We start from the raw sequence: 17,364 nt of genomic DNA, 5'->3' as shown, positions 1-17,364 counted from the left end.
CGGGCGGCGACAGCGGCCGCTGAAGTTGCACGGCTGCTTCTGTATTGATAGCTTTCTGCGCCGGCCAGTCATCATTTCTGACAATCAACAAGGCTGAAGAGAAGGCTCACTGGGCGCCAGCAGCTTCCGAATGAGGAGCGGGAGCCGCATGGTGCTCCGGCGCGCCCGCATCGGCCGGCGGGGTCTGGTGCGCGGCTTCGGCGGCCTTGGCCTTTTCGCGCGCGGCGCGGTACTTGACGGCAAAGGCCCGCACTTCCTCGTAGGTCACATAGCCGTCCTTGTTGGTGTCGGTCTCGTCGAAAGCGGCGGCCAGTTTGGGTATGAGCGACACTTCGCTGCGGCTGAGCTTGCCGTCGTGGTTGAAGTCCAGCATCTTGAACTGCTGCTGGGCCTTGATTTCCCCCTTGGAAAGCGGCGCGGCCGCCGCTTGTGCCTTGGCGCCTTCCTCGGCGCGCGCGGCGGGCAGCATGAAGGCGGCGCTGGTCAGCAGCACGGCCATGGCCGTCTTCATGACGGACGGCGTGCGGTGGCGGCGGGACAGGGATTTCGGCATTTTTCGCATGCTTTCACAGATGGGGGCTGCCGGGACGATCTCAACCGCCTGGCAGGGCCGGGGTCAGGCTTTTGCAATCCTTTACGGCTGCTTGCCGCTGCTTTCATCCAGGGGCACGGGCGGCATGCCCTCGTGCGCGATGCCGCTGCGCACATGACCTGCGGGCACGTGGCTGGCCGCATTGCGCACATGGCCGGTCTGGTCGTCGAAGAAGAAGTCGGGCTCGAATTCGCGCAGGAACGCGCCCTTGGGCAGCCCGCCCAGGAACATGGCCTCGTCCACGGCAATCTTCCAGTCCATCAGTGTGTTGAGCGCGCGCTCGTGCGCGGGCGCGCTGCGCGCGGTGACCAGGGCCGTGCGTATGCGCATGTCCGGCACCTCCATCTGCTGCAGCCGGTACAGCGTGGCCAGCAACGGCTTGAACGGGCCTTCCGGCAGGGGCTGGGCGGCTTTTTCCAGCTCGTGGCGCTGAAAGGCCTCCAGGCCCTGGCTCTGGAAGATGCGCTCGGCCTCGTCGGAAAACAGCACGGCATCGCCGTCGAAGGCGATGCGCACCTCCTGCGGGTGGTTGCTGCTGGCACGCATGGAGTCGGTGAACACATGGGCGGCCGGATAGCCCAGCTGCAGCGCCCGGGTCACGTCCTGGGCATTGGCCGAGAGAAACAGCTGCGCGCCCAGCGGACGCAGATAGCCGAAGGGATCGCGCCCCTGGGTGAACACGCCGCGCTGTATGGAATGCAGGCCATGGGCCTTGGCCGAGCGGAAGACGCGCATGCCGCTGACCGGGTCGTTGCGCGACAGCAGCACCACTTCCACCCGCTGCTGGCCGCCGGTGTTGAAGGCCAGCAGTTTCTGCACCAGCGAGAACGCCACGCCGGGCGCGGCCGCGACGTCGAGCCGGTCGCGCTGCAGCTGCAGATAGGTGGCCGGGTCGCTGTGCTCGAACAGCCGGTTTTCCTCTTCGAAATCGAACAGCGCGCGCGACGAGATGGCAACGACGAGCTGATCCTGCAGGGTGACGGGCATGGGGTGGTCCTTGGGTTCGGGTCCCAGCATAGCGCCCCGTGGGGGCCGCCGGATTGTTTCAGTTTCTGAAATAGGCTGTTGCCTAGCACAGGGTTTTTGCAAATTGGTGAAAACCCTATAGTTACCTCCATGGGCTCGCCGCAACGAAGCGATTTCCGCCAAGACCGACCGGCCCCTTGTTGATGAAGTTCAGGAGAAGATTCATGAAAAACACCATCCGCTTTGCCGCTGTTGCCGCTCTCGCCGTTTCCGCCATCGCCGCCCAGGCCGCCGGCCTCGATTTCACCGACGGCCAGTACCCTGCCGCCGCCCAGGCTGCCAGCACCGTGACCCGCGCCCAGGTGTCCGCCGAAGTGCAGCAGGCCATGGCCCAGAACGCCATGCCCGTGCACCAGGATGTGTACGAGGCCCCCAAGGCACAGGCTGCTTCCTCGCTGTCGCGCGAGCAGGTGCGCCAGGAAGCCGCTGCAGCCGAAGCCGCTGGCCAGCTGAACTTCGCCGGCTGATCGATACGGCCTGTGCAATGAAAAAGCCCGGGAGCCTGGCTCCCGGGCTTTTTTGCATCTGCGCCGCCGTCTACTTCACGAACTGGTTGAGCTGGATGATGGGCATGAGCACGGCCAGCACGATGAGCATGACGACCAAGCCCATGGCCACGATCAGCAGGGGCTCCAGGATGGTGGCCAGGTGCATGGCGCGGCGCTGCACCTCGGTGGAGAGCTGGGTGGCGGCGCGCTGCAGCATCAGCGGCAGCTGGCCGGTCTGCTCGCCCAGGCGCGCGAACATGGCGACCAGGCCCGGAAAGCGTTTTTTCTGCGCCAGCGCCGAGGCCAGCGGCGCGCCTTCGCGCACCAGCACCAGCGCATCCATGGCATCGGCGCGCAGGGCGCGGTTGTTGAGGGTCTCGGCCGCGGCCTGCAAGGCCTTGAGAATGGGCACGCCGGCACCGGCCAGCATGGCCAGCGTGCCCGCAAAGCGCGCGGCGTTGTAGCTGCGCGCCAGGCGGCCGATCAGCGGCAGGTGCAGCCACTGGGCATCGAAGCGCTCGCGAAAGCCCGCGTTGCGCAGCGCGATGCGAAAGGCGAGGCCGCCCGCGACCAGCAGGGCCAGCAACGCCCAGCCGTAGTGGCGCACGAAATCGCTGATGGCCAGCATGGCCACGGTGAGAAACGGCAGCGAGCGCTTGGTGCCCGCAAACACGCTGGCCACCTGGGGCACCACATAGCTGACCAGGAACAGCACGATGACGATGGCCACCAGCGTCACGATGGCCGGATACAGCGCGGCGCCGATCAGCTTGGACTGCAGGGCCTGGCGCGACTCGAGGTCGTCGGCCAGCCGCTCCAGCACCAGGGCCAGGCTGCCGCCGGACTCCCCGGCGCCGATCACGGCGCAGTAGATCTCCGAGAACTCGCGCGGATGCTGGGCCAGCGCCCTGGCAAAGGTGGAGCCGCCGTTGACTTCGGCACGCAGCGCCGCCACAAGATGGTGCTGGCGCGGATCGTCCGCCTCCTCGGCCAGGGCCGCCAGCGCGCGCTCTATCGGCAGGCCGGAGCCGACCAGACCCGAGAGCTGGCGCGTCCAGACCGCCAGCGCCGTGGAGTTGAGCACGGGCCGCGTCAGCCAGTTCTGCCAGCCGGAGGCCTGCGCGTGACGGTCGCCGCCCCCGGCCACGGGCTCCACCTGCAGGGGCACCAGGGACTGGCTGCGCAGCTGGTTGCGTGCGGCACGGGCGTTGTCGGCTTCCAGCGTGCCCTTGCGGGTCTGGCCCTGTGCATCCAGGGCTTCAAATGAAAAGGCGGGCATGCGCGCGGTAATCCGGTCGGTGAGTGGGTCCAGCCGCGATGTTAGCGTCTGTTGATGTCAGCCTGGCTTCAGATGCGCACCGTGTCTTGCCGCGGGCGCTGCGCCAGAATGAAGACTCCATCCGAAACCGGGCAGAAGGAGACTGGAATGCTGAGCAACAAAGTGGCACTGGTGACGGGAGCGGCATCGGGCATAGGGCGCGCCGTGGCCTTGGTGCTGGCGCGTGAGGGTGCCTGCGTGGTCGTGGCCGATATCGACGAGGGCGGCAGCCTGGAAACGGCGGCGCTGGTGCAGGAATTCGGCGGCGAGGCACTGTGCCTGCGCTGCGATGCCGGCAGCGCCCAGGACCATGAGGAGCTGGTGGCGCAGATCATGCGCCGGTTCGGGCGCCTGGACGTGGCCTGCAACAACGCGGGCATGGGCGGCGAGAGCGCGCCCACGGCCGACTATCCGCTGCAGGCCTGGGAACAGGTGCTGCGCCTGAACCTCTCGGGCGTCTTCTACGGCTGCAAATACCAGATCGCCGCCATGCTCAAGGGCGGGGGCGGCTCCATCATCAACATGGCTTCCGTTCTCGGCACCGTGGGTTTTGCCGGATCCGCGGCCTATGTCGCGGCCAAGCATGGCGTGCTGGGCCTGACCAAGGCCGCGGCGCTCGAATACGCGCAGCAGGGCGTGCGCGTCAATGCCGTGGGGCCGGCCTTCATCCAGACGCCGCTGATCGGCCGGCTCGAGCAGGATCCGGCAGCCCATGCGCAGCTGGTGGCCAGCCACCCGATCGGCCGGCTGGGCCGTCCCGAGGAGGTGGCCGAGCTCGTGGCCTGGCTGGCCAGCGAGCGGGCTTCCTTCGTCACCGGCGCCTACTATCCGGTCGACGGCGGCTACCTGGCGCGCTAGCCGCGCGGGCCGTCAGGCGGCCGCCAGGGCCTCGTCCAGGGCCTCGTCCAGGGCCAGGGCCCGCAGCGCGGCAGGGCGCTGCTGCAGCGGTTCGGCATAGGCCTTGAAGGCGGGCAGCGCCGGCAGGCTGCCCATCATCATGCCCCAGCGCAGGTAGCTGGCCATGAGCACGTCGGCAGCCGTGAAATGGTCGCCGCACAGGTATTGCCGCCCTTCGACGGCCTGGCGCAGGGTGGCCAGCACGTCGTCGTAGCGCCCATAGCCGGCGGACAGCGCCTGCTCGTCGCTCTGGTGCTCGAGAAAGCCCTGGGACTTGGCCGACATGCCGGCCTCGACGGGGCCGGCCAGGAAGAACAGCCAGCGGTAATAGCTGCCGCGTGCGGCCGTACCCGGCGCCGGGGCCAGGCGCTTCTCGGGGAACAGTTCTGCCAGATAGGCCAGGATGGCGCCGCTCTCCGTGATGACGGTGCTGCCGTGCGTGAGCGCCGGCACCTTGCCCATGGGGTTGATGGCCAGGTACTCGGCAGATTTCATCGTGGTGCGGAACTCCAGCTGCACGGGTTCGTAGCGGGCTTCGCATTCCTCCAGCATCCAGCGCACGATGCGCGCGCGGGAACGGGGATGGAAGAAAAAGCGCAGGGGAGCATCGGAATCTTGTGTCATGGCATACATCCTTGAAGGTTTCAACGGGATGGCGGCGCCGCCATGCACGCAATGTACGCACGGGGGCTGACAGTTTCTGTCAGCAGCGATGCAGCGTTTCAGCGCCCGATGCGGTAGCCCATCTGCCGGGACCAGCGCTGGATCAGCCGGGCCCGCGTCTCGGGATAGCGTTCGGCCAGTTCCTGCACCTGCAGCACGCGGTCGGCCCGGAAATGGCGGAAATCCTGGCGTAGCTCGCACCAGGCGACCAGCACCCGCACATGCTCGAAAAAGCCCATGGCAAACGGCCAGACGCAGCGCTCGCTGGCCTGCTCCTTCTGGTCGCGGTAGCGCAGCAGCACCTTGTGCTGGCTGCGTATGGCCAGGCGCAGCGGCCCCTGCCAGGGCTCGGCCGTGCGTTCCGCGGCCTGCATGTCGGGCACCAGCAGGCCGCTGGTATCGATCTCCGTGCGCAGTTCCACGGGCAGGCTGCTGCGTATGCGCTCCAGCGCCGAAGCCGCCGCCGCGGCCAGCTGTCCGTCGGCCTGCTTGCCCATCCAGCGGGCGCCGAGCATCAGCGCCTCGAGCTCGTCGGCCGTGAACATCAGCGGCGGCAGCAGAAAGCCGGGCCGCATCTCGAAGCCCAGGCCGGGGTCGCCCAGGATGTCCGCGCCCTGCTCGCGCAGGGTGGCGATGTCGCGGTACAGCGTGCGCAGGCTGATGCCCAGCTGCTGCGCCAGCACCGGGCCGGACTGCGGCCGGCGCGCGCGCCGCAGCGCGTCCAGCAGCTGCAGCAGGCGGGCGGAACGGCTCATGCAGGGCTCGCGTCAGGCGCGCATGGCCTGGGCCGTGATTTCGAGTGAACGCAGGCGCAGGTCGGCATCGAACACATCGCTGACCATCATGAACTCGTCGGCCTCGGTGGCATCGGCCAGTGCCTGCAGGCCCTGGCGCACCGTGTCCGGGCCGCCGATCACGCCGATCGAGAGGAAGTCCGCGATGGCCGCCCGCTCGCGCTCGGAGAGCTGCTCCATGAAGCCTTCGACGGGCGGCAGCAGCCGCGTGCGGTTGCCGGTCAGGATGCCGAGCACGCGCTGGTAGGTGCTGCTGGCCAGGAACCGGGCTTCGGCGTCGGTGGGCGCCGCGATCACGGGCACGCCGACGATGGCATAGGGCTTGGACAGCGTGGCAGAAGGCTTGAACATCTGGCGGTAGATGGCCAGCGCCTGGTGCAGCATGCGCGGCGCGAAGTGCGAGGCAAACGCATAGGGCAGACCCAGGTGCGCGGCCAGCTGGGCCGAGAACAGGCTGGAGCCCAGCAGCCAGATGGGCACATGGGTGCCCGCGCCCGGCATGGCCACGATGCGCTGGCCGGGCTGGGCCGGGCCCAGCAGGCGCTGCAGCTCCTGCACGTCGCGCGGGAAGTCTTCCTCGGTTTCCACGCGGTCGCGCCGCAGCGCGCGCATGGTGGGGCCGTCGGTGCCGGGCGCGCGGCCCAGGCCCAGGTCGATGCGGCCCGGATACAGCTCGGCCAGCGTGCCGAAGGCCTCGGCCACGACCAGCGGCGCATGGTTGGGCAGCATGATGCCGCCCGAGCCGACGCGGATCTTCGAGGTGCTGCCCGCGATATGGCCGATCAGCACGGCCGTGGCCGAGCTGGCGATGCCCGGCATGTTGTGGTGCTCGGCCAGCCAGTAGCGGGCGAAGTCCAGGCGTTCGGCGCACTGGGCCGTGCGCACGGCGATCTGCAGCGCATCGGCCACGGTGCCGCCTTCGCGCACAGCGACCAGATCGAGCATGGACAGTTGAACCTTGTTGAGCGGTTTCATCGGGACCCCATATCAGATGAATAGCTGCCAGCGCTTGATGGCAAAGCGTTTCAGCCGGTTTTGACCATGAAAGCCGGGGTTTGCTCCGGCATGCAGCCCATTCTGGCAAAGCCTCAATTTCCGGGCGCGGGTAGGGACGCCCGGTTCAGGGACGCCCGGTTCCGTTGCGTCCTGCTCGGCTGCCCGGGGTCAGTCGCGCGTCACGCGCAGCACTTCCTCGGGCGTGGTGATGCCTTCGCGCACCAGGCGTTCGCCATCCTCGCGCATCAGGTGCATGCCGGCGGCCAGCGCGGTGTCGCGGATCTCGGCCTCGCTGGCCTGGCGGTGGATCTGCGCGCGGATGGCGTCGTCCACCACCAGCAGCTCGAAGATGCCGGTGCGGCCCTTGTAGCCGCTGGGCTCGCTGTGGTCGATCTTGCGGACCAGGCGCTGCGCCAGCACGCCCAGCAGCGAGGATGACAGCAGAAAGGGCTCCACGCCCATGTCGATCAGGCGCGTGACGGCGCTGGCCGCGTCGTTGGTGTGCAGCGTGGCCAGCACCAGGTGACCGGTGAGCGAAGCCTGGATGGCGATCTGCGCGGTCTCGAAATCGCGGATTTCGCCGATCATGATCACATCCGGGTCCTGCCGCAGGATGGCGCGCAGGGCCTTGGCGAAGGTCAGATCGATGCGGGCGTTGACCTGGGTCTGGCCCACGCCGGCCAGCTCGTACTCGATCGGGTCCTCCACCGTCATGATGTTGTTGTGGCTGGCGTCCATGCGCTGCAGCGCCGCATACAGCGTGGTGGTCTTGCCCGAACCCGTGGGGCCGGTGACGAGCACGATGCCGTGGGGTTGGGACGTCAGGTGCGTGAAGCGCCTGAGCGTCTCGCCGCCCATGCCCACGGCTTCGAGGCTGAGCTTGCTTTCGCTCTTGTCCAGCAGGCGCAGCACGGCGCGCTCGCCATGGGCGCTGGGCAGGGTGGAGACGCGCACGTCGATGGCGCGCGTGCCCAGGCGCAGGCTGATGCGGCCGTCCTGGGGCAGGCGTTTTTCGGCAATGTCCAGGTCGGCCATGATCTTCAGGCGCGAGATCAGGGCCGCATGCAGCGCGCGGTTGGGCTGCACGACCTCGCGCAGGTCGCCGTCCACGCGGAAGCGCACGCTGGAATGGCGCTCGTAGGGCTCGATGTGGATGTCGCTGGCACCGTCGCGCGCAGCCTGGGTGAGCAGGGCGTTGAGCATGCGGATGATGGGCGCGTCGTCGGCGGTCTCCAGCAGGTCCTCGACGGCGGGCAGCTCCTGCATCATGCGCGAGAGATCGGCATCCGACTCGACCTCGCTGACCACCAGGGCCGCGCTGGATTCGCTTTGCGAATAGGCGGCGCTGATGCGGTGCGCGAGCGCCGCGGCATCCAGCATCTGCCAGCGCTGCACGCCGCTGGTATCCGCATATTTGCGCTGCACTTCGGATAGCGCCGACCAGTCGGGCTGCGGGCCGTGCCACAGCAGCAGCTCCTGGCCGTCATCTTCCACAAGCAGCTGGCTGCTGCGGGCAAAGGCATAGGGCAGAGGGTAGCGCATGCGTGGCCTTGGCTTAGAGGGCGCCCGGTGCCGCGGCATCCGCCGCGCCGGGCGTGGCGGGAACCGCGGGTACCGCCGGCACCGGCTTGCCGTCCACGGTGGGGCGGCCGGGGCGCGTGAAGTCCACCAGCTCCGGCTTGGCGCCGGGGACGATGGCCAGATTGGGTTGGGCGACCGGCGCTGCGGCGCCGGCGGCGGGCAGCACGGCAGCCCCGCTGACGTTGCGCATCAGCAGGTTGGCATCGGGCTGCACCGTCTGCTGCGCGCCGCGGATGGCCTCGTAGCGGTCCTGCGAAAGCTGGCTGGAGGCATTGGCGTCGCGCAGCACCATGGGGCGCAGGAATACCATGAGGTTGGTCTTCTTGCGTGAGCGGGCCGTGTTGCGGAACAGGTTGCCGACCAGCGGGATGTCGCCCAGCAGCGGCACGCGCTCCTGGCTCTGCTGGTATTCGTCGGCGATCAGGCCGCCCAGCACCACGATGCCGCCGTCCTCGACCAGCACATTGGATTCGATGGAGCGCTTGGTCGTCGTCGCGCCGCTGGCGCTGACGGCAGTGCCCGGCTTGACGGCGGAGTTCTCCTGGTAGACGGCCATCTTGATGGTGCCGTTCTCGTTGATCTGCGGGCGGATGCGCAGCAGCGTGCCCACGTCCTTGCGCTCGTAGGTGGTGAAGGGGTTGACCGTGCCGCTGGTGCCGGTGTTGGTGTAGGAGCCCGTGGGGAAGGGGACGTTCTCGCCCACCATGATGCTGGCCTCCTCGTTGTCCAGCGTCATCAGGTTGGGCGTGGACAGGATGTTGGTGTCCGCATCGCCCTGCATCAGATTGACCAGTGCACCCAGGCTGGTGTTGCCGTTGACGGTCTGGGTGAAGCCCAGGTTCATGCCCTTCATGCCGGCCAGCGCGGCGGCGCCGGAGTCGGAGGTGCTGCCGTTGTTGATCAGCCCGCTGACCGCGCCCGAGACGCCGAAGATGTTGGGAATGCCGCTGACCGAGGTGCCGTTGCCCAGCACGCCCACGATGCGGCCGTTGTTGCGGATGATGGAGCTCCACTGCACGCCGAACTGGGCCGCCTTGTCGGCGGAGACTTCCACGATCAGGGCCTCGATCAGCACCTGGGCACGGCGGCCGTCGAGCTTGTCGATGACGGCGCGCAGCTGGCGGTACAGGGGCGCCGGTGCGGTGATGATGAGGGAGTTGCTGGTCGGATCGGCCTGGATCATGCCGCCCGTCGACGGCTGCTGCGCCGTGCCGAAGCGCGAGCTCGGGCCGTTGGTGCCGCCGCCCAGGCCCACCGTGGCGCTGCCGTCGGTGCCGCGCGAAATGACGGGCTGCTGGGATGCGCCGTTGGTGGCCGTGCCGGCCGCGGCCGCTGCGGCGGCCCCGGGCTGGCCGCTGAGCGCGCTGGCGGCCGTGGTCTGGGCGCTGATGGCCGCGCGCAGCGTGGCGGCCAGGGCCACGGCATCGGCATTCTTCAGGTACACCACATGGATGTTGCCGGCCGCGTCGTTGCTGCCGTCCGCCATGGCAGGCTGGTCCAGGCGCGCGACCAGCGAGCGGATCTGCGCCAGCCGCGCGGGATTGGCCGCGCGGATCAGGATCGAATTGCTGCGCGGCTCGGCCAGGATGGAGGTGCGAAAGCTGTTGTCCGTCTGCCCCGTCGCGGTGCCTGCGGCGGCCGGCACTGCGCCGGCCGTGGCGGCGCCGCCTTCGAGCAGGCGGTTGACCAGGGCCACCATGTCGGCGGCCACGGCGTGGCGCAGCGGAATCACCTCCACATCGGTGGCATTGGAGACGTCCATGCTGGCCACGATGCGCGAGATGCGCTGGATGTTGTCCGCATAGTCGGTGATGACCAGGGAGTTGTTGCCGGGGTTGACGTTGATGGTGTTGTTGGGGCTGATCAGCGGCCGCAGCACGGGCACCAGGTTGTTGGCGTTCTCGTAGTTGAGCTTGAAGATCTGGGTGACGATCTGCCCGCCGCCCGCGTGGCTGCCGCGGCCGCCCTGGCTGATGGCTACCTCGTTGGCCTGCAGCTTGGCATCGGCCTCGGGAATGACCTTGTACAGGCCGGCGGTCTCGACCACGGTAAAGCCCTGCATGCGCAGCGCGGCCAGGAACTGCTGGTAGGCCGTGGCGGGCTGCACCGCCTTGTCGGTCAGCAGCGTGATCTGGCCCTTGACGCGCGGGTCGACCACCACGTTGCGGTTGGTGATGGCGGCAATGGCGCGCGCCACGGCCTCGATGTCGGCATTGGTGAAGTTCAGCGTGACGGGCTCGCCGGGCCGCAGGCTGGGAGTGGCGTTCGCAGGCGCTGCCTGGGTTTGCGCATGAACAGGTGCTGTAACGCAGGCTACAAGCGCGGCAGCAGCTATGGAATGTAGAGCGTGGCGCCAGGCGGAAGTCGAGTGCGGATTCATGGGTCAACCAAAGGTGATGATGGAACGCGCGCCCTGGCGGCGTCCCAGAATATTGAGCAGATTGGACAGGGCGGCTTCGCGCTCGGGGCTGGCCGAGGCCTCGCCCCTGAAGTGCAGGCGCGATCCCACCCACTGGCCCTCGCCGCTGAGCTGCAGATCGCCGCCGAGCGTGGAGAGCGTGAGGCGGGTGTTGTCGCCGCCGTCCAGGTCCAGCCGGTAGCTGCCCAGCGGGCGCAGCAGCGACAGGCGCGAGGAAACGGCCAGGGCCTCCAGGCGCGTGCGTCCCTGGCTGTGCAGGCGTCCGGCGCGGTAGTGCAATTGCAGGCCCATGGTGTACAGGCGCAGCTGGCCCTGCAGGGCCACGGTGTTCCACGGCGTGCCCAGGCCCGCCAGCAGCTCGGCCGGCAGGCGCAGCTGGCCGTCGTCGACCAGGACGGACACGCCGCCCGGACTCGCGCGCAGCTGCGCCGTCATGGGTGCGGCCGTGCAGCAGTCGCTTTGCATGCTGATCCGGGCACCCGTCCATTGCGGGTGCAGCTGCCATTGCAGCCGGGTCGGCAGCACGGCCTGGTCATGGCTGTCGGCGCCGCCGGTCAGCACCAGCCGGGCCGAGCCGTTCCATACCGTGCCGCGCGGCTCCTGCAGCTGCACCTGGCCCTGCGTGGCCGATTGCACCGCCTGTGCGACCCACGAGGCCGGTGCCCACAGCGTGGCGCTGGCCAGCAGGCCCAGCAGCGCGCCGGCGACGGCCCAGCCGCGCGGCGAGCGCGCCCGCTCATCCAGCCGGGGACGGCGGGAGCGCGGAAGGGGCAAGGGCGTTGCGCGCATGGTGCGGGTCTCTTACGGCGCGGCCGGCTCCGGCAGGTCCAGCACCAGGCTGCCGTTCCAGCGGGTGGCGGCATCGGCGGCGGGCTTGTCCGCGGCGGCGGCACGGCTGAGCTTCATTTCCGAGGCGGCGGCATGCGTGTTGTCACGCACCTGCGCCAGCCAGCGGGCCAGCGCGGGCGCGGGCGCGGCCGTCAGCGTAACCTGGGCGCGGTTGCCCAGCCATTGCATCTGGGCGCTGCCGCCGAGCTCGGCCTGCAGCGATTTCTGCAGCTGCGACTGCAGGTCGCCCATCGGCTGCGGCTGTGCGGGCGACGCGGCATTCTGGCGCAGTTGCTGGACCTGGGCCTGCATCTTGAGTATCTGCTGCAACTGCTGGTCTGCCTGGGCATGGCGGGCCGGCGCCGTGCGCAGGCTGCCCAGGGCCGGCGCGACGGCCAGCCACCACAGCAGGGCCAGTGCGAGCAAGGCGCCGGCGACCAGCACCAGAGTCTGTTCGCGGGCGGCCAGCTGCTGCCAGCGCACGCGCAGCGGCTGCAGCGCCCTGGCCGCCGAGGCGGCCGCAGAAATGGAAGACGCGGAATTTTTCATGGGGAGGCCTCCGCCTGCAGCACCCAGTCGCTACCGGCGCGCTCCAGCCGCAGGCCGCTGCCGGCCAGGCTTTGCTGTACATCGGTGAGAGCCTGGCCATCCAGCGCCAGTCCCTGGATGCGCAGCTGGCGCTCCTGGTATTGCAGGCCGGTGGCGGCCTGGATGCCGGGGATCTGGGCGCTGGCCGCAAGCAGGGGCTCCAGGTCGCCGGCCGAGAGCGCGCCCGAGGCACTGCGCAGCAGGTCCAGTTCGCGCCGCATCTGCACCGGGGCATCCACGATCACGGGAATATGGGGAAAAGTGTCTCTGAGCGTTTGTACGGCCTGCTGCTGGCGCTGGGCGATCGCATGGTTTTCCTTCCAGGCCCAGGCATTGAGGCCGACAAGCTGGGCCGCGACAGCCAGGGCCGCGCCCCAGCGGGCGGCCCGCCATTGCGGCGCGCGGCTGAAGCTTTGCCAGGCCTCCTGCAGCCGACGGCGCCAGCGGGTGTGGCTGCCGAGGTGAAAGTCGAACTGGGCCAGGTCCCAGGGGCTGCGCGCTGCGGCCAGCAGGCGTTGCGCGAACGGCTGGATTTCCACGGGCCGGTTCCAGGCCTCGGTCAGTCGCGTCAGTTGCGGTTCGGCCAGCACGGGGGCATTGGCGGGAAGGGCTGCCAGCAAAGCGGCAATGGCCGAGGCATCGGCTTTCAGCGGCATGGCGGCCAGGCTGGCGCGCCCGTCGATGCCGCTGGCCAGCAGCCAGGGCTGGGCGGTATCGCCCAGCGCCCAGAGCCGGGCCTCGGCCGTGGGCGCCAGCTCGGGCACCAGCCGGGTCACGGCATGGCCCGAGGCCTGCAGGTGCTGCAGATGGCTGCGCAGCCATTGCTTGTCGCAGGCGGCCACCCAGCAAACCTCGGAAGCCTGCGCCTGGGGCGCCAGCGCCAGGTGCAGCGACGCGGGGTCGTCCAGCAGCTTCTCTTCCAGCAGTCCTTCCAGCGCCGCCCTGACGCGGGGCTGCTGGCGGCGGCTGTTCGGGTTCAGGCCCGGCGGCAGCGTGATGGGGTGCCAGGAAAGCCTCTGCCATGCCACGACGGCCACGACCGCATCTGCCCGCCCCGCAGCGGGCAGCATGGATGCCGCAGCCTGGCCGCTGTGCTGCACATGCTGGCCGTCGCTGCTCCGGGCGTAGGCGTATTCGCTGGCGGCGCCCGCAGCATGCGCGGGCAGCAGGAGAAACAGTGAACTCATGAGGGGAAATGGCGCATTCTATGGGGGCTATGTGACAGCTGGGTGTTATTGCACCGGGATTGGCGCCTGGACTGCGGGCATACCCCAATCCGCATGCTCCTGCCACAGCGTCGTGACCCGCATGTCGTTGCGCAGCAGCACAGAACGCTGGCTCAGCACATTCTCGCCCAGGCGCAGGCGCCCGCGCGCCTCGAAGTAGCGGGTGAAGACGGCATGCTGGTTGCTGTTGAAAAGTCCCGTCCTGCCCAGCGCCCTGGCCGCGGCATCCAGCGACTTGAAGGGCGCGGTGTTGCGCTGCTGCACCAGCTGGTTGGCGGCGGACCAGTCCAGATCCTCGCTGCTGGCCCAGAGCACTTCGGCGCTGGCGGTATTGAGGTTGACGGGCGTGCGCTCCGGCAGCAGGCTGACATAGGGCTCGATGCGGGCAATCAGCTGGGGGCTGATGCCCAGCCAGGCCAGTTGCGCCACGGTGCGCGGCATGAGTGGCGCATCGGGGCTCTTTCCCTGGGCCTGCTGCAGGCCGTTGGCGATCTGCAGCACCGCGCTGGAGGGCAGGCCCAGGCGGCTGAACAGGCGCACAAAAGGCCTGAGGGTTTCCTCCGTATAGGACTTGCCGGCGGTGTCGAGCAGATTGCGCAGGTTCAGGCGCGACTGCAGGTCGACGATTTCCCCGGACAGGAAGGCGTCGAGCATGTCGGCGCCGCTGTCGTCCGCCTGGCTGACGTTGTTGCGCGCGGCCAGAAAGGTCGAGAGCCGGGCCTCCTGCAAGGGGACGGCCCAGGGTTCGCCCAGGTGGTCGACCTGATTGGTGCGGTTGGCGCGCCCGTCCTCCTGCAGTACCACGCGCGACCAGTCCAGCGCTCCCAGCAGCAGCCAGCCGGCCTGCATGCGGTTGCGCTCCGCGCTCTCGATCTCCACGTCGCGCCATTGCTGCCACAGCGCCGCAGCGGCCAGCGTGGCGACCAGCGTGACAGTGAGCATCGCGGCCAGCAGCGCCGCGCCGCGCTGGCGCAGCGAAGGCGTCGTTCCCTTGGGGACAAGGGCGTGAAGCGGCTTTGGGGGACTCATGATCTCGAATTGATGCGCAGCGGGTTGACCCAGTCCACGGTCAGCTTGCCGCTGATGGATCGGCCTGCGGGCAGGCTGAGCTCCACGCGCACACCGTCGGGCAGGCTGGGCAGGGTGCCGCTGCTGGGTGCGTTGGTGCCGTTGCTGGCGTCGCTGGATTGGGGATTGGTCCAGGCATTGCCCCGGTAGTAATAGATGCGCCACTGCGCCAGCGGCAGCAGCACGGTCTCGCGCGATTGCTGGCTGGTGGAGGGATTGCGCCCCCATTGGCCGGCCTGTATCCAGGCATCGTGCCATTGGCTGGCCGTACGCACGGGCGGCGACTGCCAGCGCACCCACTGGGGCTGGCCGCCGATATTGCGCTGGCTCCAGGCCACGACCACGGCGCCGTTGTCCACGGCGCCGCTGCTCTTGCGGGTCAGGCGCAGCACCAGGCCGTCCCAATCCAGTGCCTGCATGTGCTCCAGCGGCATCAGGGCATTGAGGTCGGCATTCCATTGGGCCAGCACGGTCTGCAGCACGGCCTGCTGCTCGCCCTGCTCGCGGGTGGCCTGCTGGGTGCGGATCATGCCGTCCAGGCCGCGCCAGCTCATGAGGGCCAGCAGCGCCAGCGCGGCAATCGCGACCAGCAGCTCGACCAGGGTAAAGCCGCGATCCCGGCTTTTTTTCCGGGCTGAATCAGGCTGGTGGAACATACAGCGGGCACGGCCCAAGCCAGAAACGGACTGCAAGAACCTTGGCCGGCCGCGCCGTCCCGCCGCATGGGCTGCCCCGGTACAGGCCATCGTCCCCCCTGGGGGGAAGGCGCGAAGGAACTCAAGGAAGGCCATCAATACCGCCCCACAATGGTCGAAACGCGCAGCACCGGCAGGCTGTCGGCGAACACCTGTGCATCCACGCGCCGGAAGCTGGGGTTGGGCGTGGGGCGCACGCTCAGCTGTACCTGCAGGGTCCGGCCGGCCTGTTCGCAGGCCACGGTGCTGTCTCCCACGGTAGGCATCTGCTGCGTCAGGCGCAGTCGCACCAGTTCGTTCTGGGCGCACAGCTGGCCCAGCGTCACGTCAGCCTGGCGCTGGGCGTTGCGCGTCAGTGCGCTGCTGGTCTGCAGGCCGGCCATGAGGGCCACGCCCACGATGCCCACGGCAACCAGCACCTCGATCAGTGTGAAGCCGCGCTGGTTGCGTTTCATCTCCGGGCGGCTCCAGGATGAAAAGCGGCGTGGCCGGCGCCTGGCAGAGGGGCTGAGGCTCCATGCAGCGAGCCAAGGGGAGGGCTTGTTGCTCTCATGGGCTGGTCGTCTGCACGGTAAAGGGCCTGAGGCCGTCGGTGGCGATGCGCAGCGGTGCCAGCGACGACTGGGACAATGACAGCGTGATGCTTTGTGCAGGGATCAAAGGCTCGGGCCCCAGCACCAGCGGCGTGACGGGCTGTACCTGCACGACGGCCTGCAGCCATTGGGTCGGCATGGTGACATGCTTGGGCAGTCCCTCGAAGCGAAAGCCCTGGCCCACGGGGCGCCAGGTCACCAGGCTGCCGTTGGTGCGCGCCTGGGCCCGGGCCGATTCCAGCAGCGTGGCCAGGCGCTGGGCTTCGCGCTCGAGCTGCTGCTCGCCGCTGTCGCGCAGGCTCAGGCTGATGCCCGCCGTGGCCAGCGCCATCAGGCTGATGACCACCAGCAACTCAAGCAGGGTGAAGCCTTTTTGAAAGGACGGCATGGAGCGCAAAGAAGTCACAAGCTGCAATTACCGCATGCAGCAAGAGAGCGTGATGCCACAGGCTCCGCCGCCGTGCTGTTTCCAAGGCGGGGCTCGGCGCAGCCGGTCAGGGCCCCCTTGGGGGGCAGCGACCACACGGAGTGAGGGAGCGTGGGGGCCATTTCCTTACTGCCAGCTGCCGATATCGGCATCCTTGCCCTCGCCGCCGGCCTTGCCGTCCGCACCGAAGGACATGATGTCGATGGCGCCCTTGACGCCGGGGTTCAGGTATTGGTACGGATGGCCCCAGGGGTCGTTGGGCAGCTTTTCCAGATAGGGCTTCCAGTTGTTCGGAATGGGGCCGGACGTGGGCTTGGTCACCAGGGCCTGCAGGCCCTGTTCCGAAGTCGGATAGCGCTGGTTGTCCAGGCGGTAGAGCTTGAGCGCCTGGTTGATGTTGGCGATGTCCGTCCTGGCCGCGGTCACGCGCGCGTCGTCGGCGCGGTCCAGCACATTGGGCACGATGAGGGCTGCTAGCACGCCGATGATGACAAGCACCACCATCAGCTCGATCAGGGTGAAGCCTCGTGTGAATGTGTGGCGAATGGCAGACAGCGGGCGGCGGCGGGTGGTCGTCATGTGGCTCTGTGGGAATAAGGCGGAACCCCCCCATCATAATTGGGCAATGCGAATACTTTCTTTCAATGCCGGCCCCGGGGCGCGGGGCGGCTCCTGGTCCGTCAAGCTGCTTACCCTGCTGCTGTGGACGCTGGCGGCCGGCGTGGTGGTTTTCTGGTGCCTGCGCTGGAGTTCGGCCGCCTCGGGCCCGCTGCCCGCACCGGCTCCGGAGCCGGCGTTGCAAGTCGATGCCTCGGCTCTGGCCAAGGCGCTGGGTGCGGTAGCCATGCCGGTCGCAGCGCCTGCGGCGGCTCCGGTGAGCAGCCGCTATGCGCTGCTGGGCGTGCTGGCGGGCCGGGATTCGGGCGCGGGCTCTGCCGTGATCGCAGTGGGCGGCCAGCCGGCCAAGTCCTTTCGCGTGGGCGATACGGTGGAGGATGGCGTGGTGCTCCAGTCCCTGGCGGCCCGCGAAGCGCGGCTGGGCAGCAGCATGCAGGGACCGGCGACCACCGTGCTGGAGCTGAAGAAACCCCTTTAGTGAAGAACTCCTTTAGGTCTGGCACTGTCTCTTTTGCCAGAGACGCCGAGCAAGAGCCGCCTCGCGGTG

At 68.8% G+C, this 17,364-nt stretch carries 19 protein-coding genes; 3 read left to right on the top strand and 16 right to left on the bottom strand.

The window, feature by feature from the left end:
- Positions 1-106: 106 nt before the first annotated feature.
- A complete protein-coding gene (locus Cte04_RS06320; protein ID WP_245633303.1) occupies positions 107-553 on the bottom strand; it encodes an EF-hand domain-containing protein in 447 nt (148 codons plus the stop codon).
- 81 nt (positions 554-634) lie between these two features.
- Positions 635-1,579 (bottom strand): 5'-nucleotidase, encoded by a 945-nt coding sequence (locus Cte04_RS06315; RefSeq protein ID WP_066474077.1) that lies wholly within the window; start codon positions 1,577-1,579, stop codon positions 635-637.
- A 203-nt stretch (positions 1,580-1,782) separates the two neighbouring features.
- On the opposite strand from Cte04_RS06315, the gene Cte04_RS06310 reads away from it, so the two are divergent.
- Positions 1,783-2,085, top strand: coding sequence for a DUF4148 domain-containing protein (locus tag Cte04_RS06310; protein ID WP_066473821.1), 303 nt, complete (start codon positions 1,783-1,785; stop codon positions 2,083-2,085).
- 70 nt (positions 2,086-2,155) lie between these two features.
- Here Cte04_RS06310 and gspF read toward each other — a convergent pair whose 3' ends face one another.
- Positions 2,156-3,385 carry a type II secretion system inner membrane protein GspF gene (gene gspF / locus Cte04_RS06305; protein ID WP_066473816.1) on the bottom strand — a complete coding sequence of 410 codons (1,230 nt, stop codon included), beginning with the start codon at positions 3,383-3,385 and terminating at the stop codon, positions 2,156-2,158.
- Between the two features lie 147 nt (positions 3,386-3,532).
- Between gspF and Cte04_RS06300 the strand changes: the two genes are divergently transcribed.
- Entirely contained in the window at positions 3,533-4,282 is a 750-nt protein-coding gene (locus Cte04_RS06300) for an SDR family NAD(P)-dependent oxidoreductase (RefSeq protein ID WP_066473813.1), read from the top strand.
- A 12-nt stretch (positions 4,283-4,294) separates the two neighbouring features.
- Here Cte04_RS06300 and Cte04_RS06295 read toward each other — a convergent pair whose 3' ends face one another.
- The 13 genes from Cte04_RS06295 to gspG all read right to left on the bottom strand — a co-directional run bounded on the left by Cte04_RS06295 (position 4,295) and on the right by gspG (position 16,778).
- Entirely contained in the window at positions 4,295-4,945 is a 651-nt protein-coding gene (locus Cte04_RS06295) for a glutathione S-transferase family protein (RefSeq protein WP_066474075.1), read from the bottom strand.
- A 98-nt stretch (positions 4,946-5,043) separates the two neighbouring features.
- Positions 5,044-5,739 (bottom strand): helix-turn-helix transcriptional regulator, encoded by a 696-nt coding sequence (locus Cte04_RS06290; RefSeq protein ID WP_066473808.1) that lies wholly within the window; start codon positions 5,737-5,739, stop codon positions 5,044-5,046.
- A 12-nt stretch (positions 5,740-5,751) separates the two neighbouring features.
- Positions 5,752-6,753, bottom strand: a complete 1,002-nt coding sequence (locus Cte04_RS06285) for an LLM class flavin-dependent oxidoreductase (RefSeq protein ID WP_066473803.1) — start codon at positions 6,751-6,753, stop codon at positions 5,752-5,754.
- A 189-nt stretch (positions 6,754-6,942) separates the two neighbouring features.
- Entirely contained in the window at positions 6,943-8,316 is a 1,374-nt protein-coding gene (locus Cte04_RS06280) for a GspE/PulE family protein (protein ID WP_066473800.1), read from the bottom strand.
- Positions 8,317-8,329: 13 nt separating this feature from the next.
- A complete protein-coding gene (gspD, locus tag Cte04_RS06275; protein ID WP_066473797.1) occupies positions 8,330-10,735 on the bottom strand; it encodes a type II secretion system secretin GspD in 2,406 nt (801 codons plus the stop codon).
- Between the two features lie 3 nt (positions 10,736-10,738).
- Positions 10,739-11,563 carry a type II secretion system protein N gene (gspN, locus tag Cte04_RS06270; protein WP_066473792.1) on the bottom strand — a complete coding sequence of 275 codons (825 nt, stop codon included), beginning with the start codon at positions 11,561-11,563 and terminating at the stop codon, positions 10,739-10,741.
- 12 nt (positions 11,564-11,575) lie between these two features.
- On the bottom strand, positions 11,576-12,151 hold the full coding sequence (locus Cte04_RS06265) for a type II secretion system protein M (RefSeq protein ID WP_066473787.1): 576 nt from the start codon (positions 12,149-12,151) through the stop codon (positions 11,576-11,578).
- The gene (gspL, locus tag Cte04_RS06260; RefSeq protein WP_066473783.1) at positions 12,148-13,377 is read right to left on the bottom strand and encodes a type II secretion system protein GspL; all 1,230 of its coding nucleotides are present in this window, start codon (positions 13,375-13,377) and stop codon (positions 12,148-12,150) included. Before gspL ends, Cte04_RS06265 begins: the two co-directional genes overlap by 4 nt.
- Before the next feature lie 45 nt (positions 13,378-13,422).
- Positions 13,423-14,445, bottom strand: coding sequence for a type II secretion system minor pseudopilin GspK (gspK, locus tag Cte04_RS06255; RefSeq protein ID WP_066473780.1), 1,023 nt, complete (start codon positions 14,443-14,445; stop codon positions 13,423-13,425).
- A complete protein-coding gene (locus Cte04_RS06250; protein WP_066473777.1) occupies positions 14,442-15,140 on the bottom strand; it encodes a prepilin-type N-terminal cleavage/methylation domain-containing protein in 699 nt (232 codons plus the stop codon). The genes gspK and Cte04_RS06250 overlap by 4 nt, the downstream gene beginning before the upstream one ends.
- Before the next feature lie 134 nt (positions 15,141-15,274).
- Positions 15,275-15,634, bottom strand: coding sequence for a type II secretion system minor pseudopilin GspI (gene gspI / locus Cte04_RS06245; RefSeq protein WP_066473774.1), 360 nt, complete (start codon positions 15,632-15,634; stop codon positions 15,275-15,277).
- A gap of 94 nt (positions 15,635-15,728) precedes the next feature.
- Positions 15,729-16,160, bottom strand: coding sequence for a prepilin-type N-terminal cleavage/methylation domain-containing protein (locus Cte04_RS06240; protein WP_066473771.1), 432 nt, complete (start codon positions 16,158-16,160; stop codon positions 15,729-15,731).
- Between the two features lie 165 nt (positions 16,161-16,325).
- Complete coding sequence (gspG, locus tag Cte04_RS06235) at positions 16,326-16,778, bottom strand: type II secretion system major pseudopilin GspG (protein WP_066473767.1); 453 nt, start codon at positions 16,776-16,778, stop codon at positions 16,326-16,328.
- Between the two features lie 46 nt (positions 16,779-16,824).
- Between gspG and Cte04_RS06230 the strand changes: the two genes are divergently transcribed.
- Positions 16,825-17,295, top strand: coding sequence for a type II secretion system protein N (locus tag Cte04_RS06230; protein WP_066473764.1), 471 nt, complete (start codon positions 16,825-16,827; stop codon positions 17,293-17,295).
- Positions 17,296-17,364 lie beyond the last annotated feature (69 nt).

This window comes from Comamonas terrae, from assembly GCF_001544075.1.
Taxonomy (GTDB): Bacteria; Pseudomonadota; Gammaproteobacteria; order Burkholderiales; family Burkholderiaceae_C; genus Comamonas; species Comamonas terrae.
This window is presented reverse-complemented; position numbering and strand designations above follow the sequence as displayed.

Bases quoted from the DNA above. Each gene is read 5' to 3' on its own strand.
- gspI (WP_066473774.1), bottom strand. From the start codon at position 15,634: ATGAAACGCAACCAGCGCGGCTTCACACTGATCGAGGTGCTGGTTGCC.
- Cte04_RS06315 (WP_066474077.1), bottom strand. From the start codon at position 1,579: ATGCCCGTCACCCTGCAGGATCAGCTCGTCGTTGCCATCTCGTCGCGC.
- gspD (WP_066473797.1), bottom strand. From the start codon at position 10,735: ATGAATCCGCACTCGACTTCCGCCTGGCGCCACGCTCTACATTCCATA.
- Cte04_RS06250 (WP_066473777.1), bottom strand. From the start codon at position 15,140: ATGTTCCACCAGCCTGATTCAGCCCGGAAAAAAAGCCGGGATCGCGGC.
- Cte04_RS06295 (WP_066474075.1), bottom strand. From the start codon at position 4,945: ATGACACAAGATTCCGATGCTCCCCTGCGCTTTTTCTTCCATCCCCGT.
- gspF (WP_066473816.1), bottom strand. From the start codon at position 3,385: ATGCCCGCCTTTTCATTTGAAGCCCTGGATGCACAGGGCCAGACCCGC.
- Cte04_RS06290 (WP_066473808.1), bottom strand. From the start codon at position 5,739: ATGAGCCGTTCCGCCCGCCTGCTGCAGCTGCTGGACGCGCTGCGGCGC.
- Cte04_RS06310 (WP_066473821.1), top strand. From the start codon at position 1,783: ATGAAAAACACCATCCGCTTTGCCGCTGTTGCCGCTCTCGCCGTTTCC.
- Cte04_RS06240 (WP_066473771.1), bottom strand. From the start codon at position 16,160: ATGCCGTCCTTTCAAAAAGGCTTCACCCTGCTTGAGTTGCTGGTGGTC.
- gspN (WP_066473792.1), bottom strand. From the start codon at position 11,563: ATGCGCGCAACGCCCTTGCCCCTTCCGCGCTCCCGCCGTCCCCGGCTG.
- gspL (WP_066473783.1), bottom strand. From the start codon at position 13,377: ATGAGTTCACTGTTTCTCCTGCTGCCCGCGCATGCTGCGGGCGCCGCC.
- Cte04_RS06285 (WP_066473803.1), bottom strand. From the start codon at position 6,753: ATGAAACCGCTCAACAAGGTTCAACTGTCCATGCTCGATCTGGTCGCT.
- Cte04_RS06300 (WP_066473813.1), top strand. From the start codon at position 3,533: ATGCTGAGCAACAAAGTGGCACTGGTGACGGGAGCGGCATCGGGCATA.
- Cte04_RS06265 (WP_066473787.1), bottom strand. From the start codon at position 12,151: ATGAAAAATTCCGCGTCTTCCATTTCTGCGGCCGCCTCGGCGGCCAGG.
- Cte04_RS06320 (WP_245633303.1), bottom strand. From the start codon at position 553: ATGCCGAAATCCCTGTCCCGCCGCCACCGCACGCCGTCCGTCATGAAG.
- Cte04_RS06230 (WP_066473764.1), top strand. From the start codon at position 16,825: ATGCGAATACTTTCTTTCAATGCCGGCCCCGGGGCGCGGGGCGGCTCC.
- Cte04_RS06280 (WP_066473800.1), bottom strand. From the start codon at position 8,316: ATGCGCTACCCTCTGCCCTATGCCTTTGCCCGCAGCAGCCAGCTGCTT.
- gspK (WP_066473780.1), bottom strand. From the start codon at position 14,445: ATGAGTCCCCCAAAGCCGCTTCACGCCCTTGTCCCCAAGGGAACGACG.
- gspG (WP_066473767.1), bottom strand. From the start codon at position 16,778: ATGACGACCACCCGCCGCCGCCCGCTGTCTGCCATTCGCCACACATTC.